The following is a 6,900-nucleotide window of genomic DNA, read 5'->3' as shown; positions in this document are numbered from 1 at the left end:
AAGAGCATCTTCAGGGCCATCATCACCTTGTCTTCCGGGGTCCGCAGGTCAAAGAAGACGGTATCACGTGTCTCTGCAAAGCAGTGATCACATTTGTTGCAATAAAAGATACGTCGTTTTCCGCTCTGGGTCATATAGGTCGAAATGGCGCTAATATTACCTCGGTTCATCAGCCGATAATGGGAACATTCCGGGTTTGGGCATGGCTGGCCCCAGTCCTTGGGTTTTCGCATGGGTCAATCCTCCAATCAATTCGGTATATATATCCAAACTGATAGGATAATTGGCATTTTTTCTTTTTCAAAGTATTACCGGGTGAGCACCCGATAAACGATCTTGCCTTAAATTTTTATGATATTTATCTAATCCGGACGAACGAACCAGAGGAGAGTTACAGGGGGAGGTCAGACATTTATCTGGTATCCGTCCAGGAAATCCTTAAAGAAGAATTGGTTTACCCTGGACTTGCAAAGTACGCCATAAAAGTCCTGGCAACTGACCAACTTGCCGGAAGCGTCCCGGCCACAAATTGCTTGGCGACTTTAGATACTGTCCAGGTTTTTAACAACTCAACGTGGGTGGCTAAGTCCGCTAAAAATCCAGCCTGGATCTGTTATGACCTGCTCGTCCAGCATAAAATACCTGTGGGCAGGATTTTATATGATGAATTTTTAGAATGGGCTGAGTTCTGCGATACTAATGTCGCAGCATCCGGAGAACCTGAAGAAAAGCGCATTGAAATAAACATCGTTGTTCAGGGCGGTAATGTCTGGGAACAAATCCAGAAAATTGCAGCCATGGGCAGGGCTGTTATAATCCGGCGCAATACCAAATACGGCGTTTTCATTGACCGCCAGGATGATACTGTTTCTCATTTGTTCACCATGGGCAATATCGTCGAGCAGACCTTTTCAATGCAATATTTGCCGCAAAAAGACCGGGCCACGGCGGTGGAGATCGAATATACTGATCCGGATCGTGACTACACCCGTCAGATTGTAACCGTTTTTTCGGACACCTATATCAACGACAGCAGCACCCAGCAACAAAAAGCCACGGTCTCTTTTGAGGCCAGTTTTTCCCAGGCCCAGGCGGTCCGGGAGGGGGTTTACCGGATTAATTCCAATCGGTATCTTGTCAGGGTAGTCACGTTTGACGCTTTTATTGACTCTTTTGCGTGTGTCGTGGGCGATATCTTTGAGTTTCAGCATGAATCTGTAAATTATCTTAAATCAGACATCGGCGGAGTGATAAAAGACGCCGGGAACGGTGTTAATGGTGAAAACCCGTATGTAACCCTTGATAAGCCAGTGCAATTGGAATCCGGGTATGTTTATAAAATTAAAGTCAGGTTATCAGATGACACGCTTGTTGAAAAAACAATAGATACGGATTCTATATCTGATTTTTCACAACCTTTTCAAACCCTTCCATTAACGTTGTCCTGGACATCTGTTCCAAGCAACGACGATATTTACGCCTTTGGCCGGGCCAGCACATATCTTAAAAAATACCGGATTACATCAGTAAGCAAAAAAGATGAACTCACAAGAACAATTATCGGCCTTGAATACATTGAAGAAATCTACACTGACAACGATGGATTTGTTATTGAAGAACAGGTATGGGAAAACCGGAAGCAAGAAGCCACCCAAGTAAAAGCCGATGAATTTTTGGTCTACAGCGCAGACGGCGGATATACCAGCAATGTAAATGTAACCTGGCACCGGGCTTACAGCCTGGTATCAAATACCTGGGCAATATGGCTGGAAGATCAGACAGCCGGCACAGCCGCCAGAAAAATGGGGACATCGAGCGATTGCCAACACACGATTACATCTGGCCTTGTCGTCGGCCACACATACAAAATCTATATTACCCTGGGCAGCCAGGGGCTTATCGAAACTGGTTATAATACCACCACAATTACAAGCCTTGGAAAACTTGCTCCACCCGATGATGTGACTGACTTTTCCAGCGTTTATAATACTCTTACAAGGTCAGTAAATTTCACCTGGGGGGCCGTATCGGATATTGATTTAAGCTATTATGAGATCAGGCAGGGAGATGACTGGGAAACCGGCACAAAAGTTGCCATAAGTGTTGATAATGCCGCGTCTATTTTTATTTTGGAATCTACGGTTACCCTGGCAACTTACTGGATCAAAGCTGTCGATACCTCAGGAATAGAGTCCGAGAATGCTCTTGACTGCGATGTGGCTATAAACACAAATGCCAGCACAGACGTTCCTGTCCCGGATAGTTTGACCCTGACCAGTACCATTTCCACCAATTCAAACGGTGGCAGCGTTGCAAATCTTGTGGCTGCCTGGGAGAATAATGCCGAAGCGCTGGACTCCTTCAGCTATTACAAAATTTTGCTGCTGGATGTAGATGCCAACCAGTCCGCTGAATGGTTAACGACAGAAAATGAACATACCTGGACAGCCTTAGTTGCGACACAATACGGCGCAGCCGTCTGCTCTGTGGACAAGGATGGGAACGCCACTGCCTGGTGTGAGATGGTTTACCACACAACGGATGGAGATAAGGTCCCCCCTTCGGCCCCGACGTTTGACACAAACCTAAATATTGTTCCAGGGTTCAAAGTGATGGGCCTGACATGGAACGCAAACACTGAATATGATTTGTCCCATTACCTTGTTCAGCGGTCCACGTCATCAAGTTTCTCAAGCAATGTTGTTGAGATTGGCCGATTCGAGGTAACTTTTTTTACCGATACCCTTGACCCGGCTTTTAACCTTGACGGGGAAGGTAATTACGAATCCAGCATTACCTATTATTATAGGATAGCTGCCGTTGATACATCAGGAAATCAATCTGAGTGGAGTGCAGTTGTGTCAGGGGCTTCCCTCCAAACCGGTACTGCCGACATAGCCTACAACGCCATATTTGCAAATCATATATTTTCTGATCAAATCGACTCGAATCATATTAATTCCGAATCCATTTTTGTCGGAATGACCCTCCAGAGTAATAATTATACTCAAGGCGAAATCGGCTGGAAAATAGATCAAAACGGGAATATTGAGCTGAACGGTGGGTCTTTAACTATATCTGAATCTATCAGTTCATTATTTACTGCGGCTTCATCTGTGTCACTGCTTGATTGGTCTGGCGGGGAAGCTTTAGACAATTATACGTCAAGCAATCCACTTACAATCACATTTGAGGCTGATGCGGAAAGCATCTCTATTGTTTATGCGTATTTGTCAAAAGTTTTATCAACTCAGAGCCTTGACAAGGATAAAATACATATCTTGGTAAACGGCACTGAGATTACTTATGATGATGATGATATCGTTACATATGACAGTGGTATTTTTGGCGGTGGATCTGGTCCTGGAGGGAACAACGTAATTGAGTACGTGACCATATCCACAACGGGTAATGCTGCTGATTTCGGCTATCTTACTGTGGGGCGGCTGAGCCTGGCTGCAACGAGTAATGGTACAGGCGATCGAGGCATTTTTGCCGGTGGTGTCGGCGCTGACTGTTATGACGTAATTGATTACGTAACCATATCCACAACGGGTAATGCTGCTGATTTATGTGATCTTACTGTGCCACATTATAGTTTGGCTGGAACAAGCAATGGCACAGGTGACCGGGGTCTTTTTGGTGGTGGTGGTATTTGTGGACCAGGTGACGGTACCATAATTGATTACGTAACCATATCCACAACTGGTAATGCTGCTGATTTCGGTAATCTTACTGTGGGGCGGTATTCCCTCTCAGCAACCAGTAACGCCACTGGTGACCGGGGCATTTTTGCCGGCGGCGTTGACGATGATGAATATGAGCGGTCCAACGTAATTGATTACGTGACCATCCCCACAACGGGTAATGCTGCTGATTTCGGCTATCTTACTGTGGTGCGGAGCCTTCTGGCTGCAACGAGTAATGGTACAGGCGATCGAGGCATTTTTGGCGGTGGCCATAGTGATGAAACCGAATGGTCTAGCGTAATTGATTACGTGACCATATCCACAACGGGTAATGCTGCTGATTTCGGTAATCTTAATTACGGGAGTAATGGTTTGGCTGCAACAAGCAATGGCACAGGTGACCGGGGTCTTTTTGGTGGTGGTACTGGGCTCGATGATGATCTCATGATCGAGTACGTAACCATATCCACAACGGGCAATGCGACTGATTTCGGCAATCTTACTGTGGCTCATTATGAGACTTCTGCAACGAGTAACGCATGAAAGGATTTTACAATGGATAATCTACTGTTAACATTGCATAACATAACGTCACCTAAAATAATTGCGAAAATTAATGCAGGTATGCCTGAGATACACCGGGCGACTCAAAATTTCGGGCGGCAAAACAGTCAGACTACCGGACGCCTGATGAGTCTTACGATGCTTACAGCGGGTAGTCCGTACAGGATGCTCAGACAATGTCTTGCAGAAATCGCAAAAAGACGGAAGGCATTGAACGAAGTTTATTATGATTTAAAAATAGATGAAATCAAGGCCACTCGGTTATCCAAGTCCGACGATGAGATTGATATCATAATGGCAGAAAAGCTCAAAATGAAAATAGAAGAATCAAGAACCGCCATCCAAGGCGCCCTAAAAGATATTGCGTCGTTTATCGATGCTTATGATCAAATTCGGGATGCCAACAATATTCGAAAGGATTGGGACGAAGTTGATTTCGAAAAAGCAGAAACAGAACATCATCTGCGTACAATTTTCCAACATGGATACAGAGATGTGATGATGAATGGGAGGCTTGGAGCTGGGACATTAGAATACGCAGAACAATTTGGGCTACATCCTCAAATACTGCTTAATGAAGCAGGACAGTATGTCGCATCAGTCGCTCATATTGATAGCAACACACGGATTGATAGCAGCCATTTCCATGATTGGATGTCGGTTATGGCCGAAAAATATAAGCACCTGCCGGATAACGCGGCTAAACAATTGGGATTGCAATCCATCATTACGCCATGGGCATTACGTGAATCTGCGGCACATATATAAATTGAATAAAGGATTAAAAATTTGGGAACTGCCGGCTCACTATCAAAAACAGGTACAGCAAATATAGTTGCAGGCACAAATACCGTAGAAATTTATTCTGACGGGGACAGCAACGCAAGTTTGACTCGATTAATGATCGGAAATAGCCTGTCAAGCTACATGACCTCCGGCACAACAATGCTTGATGGCGGAAAAATCTCAACTGGAACAATCACTGCGGATAAAATAGTTGCTGGAGCCTTGAGGATCACCGGCAGCCTCCAGTTAGATGACGGGGTTGTATTAACTAATAGCATCGGTGAAGACCAAGTCACAGCAATAGCAACTGCGGACGTCAGTGATGGTGAGGATGTTTCGCTAACGATCGAAGTAACGGAAAGTACGCAAAAAATAATCGTATGGTTTTTTTGCTCTCTTTTTGTGGATGGCGATGATGCCAGTGCAGAATATACGATATCTCACGGAAGTAATGAAATATTGAGGGCCGGGTTGTCAACTAAAGGTACTCTCGCTTTTAGCCGGTCTGTGGTTTATGTTCCTGGGCAATCTGGAAATATAACATTTACCGGTAATAATCTTTCGGATTCAGGCTGCACTGTGACAGATAAGACTATAATTTTATTGGTATGTAAGAGGTAATTATTTATGGCAAACTTTATAATCTACAGCACCGAAAGCGGAGAGATTTTATCTACCGGCCTTTGCCCTCCCTCGTTGATTGCAAAACAAGAACTGAAACCCGGCACAGCAATCACAGAAGGTATTGCAACACCGGCAACTCAATATATTGATATTGATACCGGAAAAATCTTGACCAAATCAGACCTCAATCAGGCTATCTGGAATTATAATAAAATCAAAAATAAAAAACCTGACCTATCTGATATTAACGACATTGATGACCCCACTCTCAATGCCAGGATAGAAGCCTTCTTTTATAATCAGATTAGCGCACCAGCCTGGCGGGTTGAAAATTATACGGTATTGCGCAGGGCTGCGTACTCAAGCCTGTCTGACAGAGCTGATGCGGCTACCAAAATAGCCAGTGGTGACGAGGTTCTATCTGCTGAAGGGGTGGAACAGCTTAACAATATCAACGCGCATGACATCGCGGTTAAAACGCGGTTCCCAAAAGAATAATTAACTTGCCGTTTATTCGGTGTTTAAAATTTTATGATAGAAGAGCCGCCCTGATAGGTGCGCCAACACCTCCAGGGCGAATGGACTGAAAGCTCCAGACCAGACATCACAGCGTGACGACTCCCCGCTCGGACCGAGCATCAGGGGTATATCAAGCGAAAGGAAAAAAGTCCATGAAAAGCCCTCTTGCGTATATAGGCGGAAAATCTAAGCTATCGAAACAGATCACCTCTCTCATTCCGGAACATAGGGTATATTGTGAAGTCTTTTCAGGCGGGGCCTGGATATTCTTTGCCAAACAGCCCTCAAAAGTCGAAGTGATAAACGACCTGGACAGCGACCTGATATCCTTTTACAGAGTAGTCCAGAACCATCTGGAAGAGTTCCTGAAGCAATTTAAGTAGGTGGACAAAAATAATTCTTGTTTTATCTTGCTTTGCAATAAATCATTGTTGTTTTTTTAATTTGCATAGCAAGGATATCAGATGGAACGTACGGGTAGAAAATTTGTTTCTCCAATTGAGCCATTGGCATTAAAATGGCTGTCACTTATTGAATTTTCGGATGAAGAGTCAAACCGTACTAAACTCAGGGCTCAAGCAATCCGGTTAAGCAACTCTGGGTATAGTATCAATCAGATTTCACAAATATGTTTGACTACTCAGGAAACAGTTTCGAAGTGGATCGATGGATGGGAAAAATATCAATTTGACTCCTTAATTGATAAACCACGTCCTGG

At 44.3% G+C, this 6,900-nt stretch carries 6 protein-coding genes and 1 pseudogene; 6 read left to right on the top strand and 1 reads right to left on the bottom strand.

All coding sequences use genetic code 11. The features are described 5' to 3' along the window. Positions 1-233, bottom strand: a pseudogene (locus Q366_RS18660) (IS1 family transposase); the annotation flags it as partial. A 216-nt stretch (positions 234-449) separates the two neighbouring features. Here Q366_RS18660 and Q366_RS18655 point away from each other — a divergent pair. The 6 genes from Q366_RS18655 to Q366_RS18630 form a co-directional block, all read left to right on the top strand. Further along, on the top strand, positions 450-4,232 hold the full coding sequence (locus tag Q366_RS18655) for a phage tail protein (RefSeq protein ID WP_035242143.1): 3,783 nt from the start codon (positions 450-452) through the stop codon (positions 4,230-4,232). 12 nt (positions 4,233-4,244) lie between these two features. Continuing rightward, the gene (locus Q366_RS18650; RefSeq protein ID WP_035242140.1) at positions 4,245-5,021 is read left to right on the top strand and encodes a hypothetical protein; all 777 of its coding nucleotides are present in this window, start codon (positions 4,245-4,247) and stop codon (positions 5,019-5,021) included. A 21-nt stretch (positions 5,022-5,042) separates the two neighbouring features. After that, a complete protein-coding gene (locus Q366_RS18645; RefSeq protein ID WP_035242137.1) occupies positions 5,043-5,660 on the top strand; it encodes a hypothetical protein in 618 nt (205 codons plus the stop codon). Positions 5,661-5,666: 6 nt separating this feature from the next. Further along, positions 5,667-6,161 (top strand): hypothetical protein, encoded by a 495-nt coding sequence (locus tag Q366_RS18640; protein ID WP_035242135.1) that lies wholly within the window; start codon positions 5,667-5,669, stop codon positions 6,159-6,161. Positions 6,162-6,334: 173 nt separating this feature from the next. Continuing rightward, positions 6,335-6,565: a DNA adenine methylase gene (locus Q366_RS18635; protein ID WP_035242145.1), complete on the top strand. Its 231-nt coding sequence runs from the start codon at positions 6,335-6,337 to the stop codon at positions 6,563-6,565. A gap of 81 nt (positions 6,566-6,646) precedes the next feature. After that, positions 6,647-6,900: helix-turn-helix domain-containing protein (locus Q366_RS18630; protein ID WP_035242133.1), on the top strand; the 254-nt coding region annotated here is incomplete at its 3' end.

The organism is Desulfobacter vibrioformis DSM 8776, from assembly GCF_000745975.1.
Lineage (GTDB): Bacteria > Desulfobacterota > Desulfobacteria > Desulfobacterales > Desulfobacteraceae > Desulfobacter > Desulfobacter vibrioformis.
This window is presented reverse-complemented; position numbering and strand designations above follow the sequence as displayed.

Excerpts from the sequence above, each read along its gene's own strand:
- Q366_RS18650 (WP_035242140.1), top strand. The coding sequence starts at position 4,245 with ATGGATAATCTACTGTTAACATTGCATAACATAACGTCACCTAAAATA.
- Q366_RS18640 (WP_035242135.1), top strand. The coding sequence starts at position 5,667 with ATGGCAAACTTTATAATCTACAGCACCGAAAGCGGAGAGATTTTATCT.
- Q366_RS18635 (WP_035242145.1), top strand. The coding sequence starts at position 6,335 with ATGAAAAGCCCTCTTGCGTATATAGGCGGAAAATCTAAGCTATCGAAA.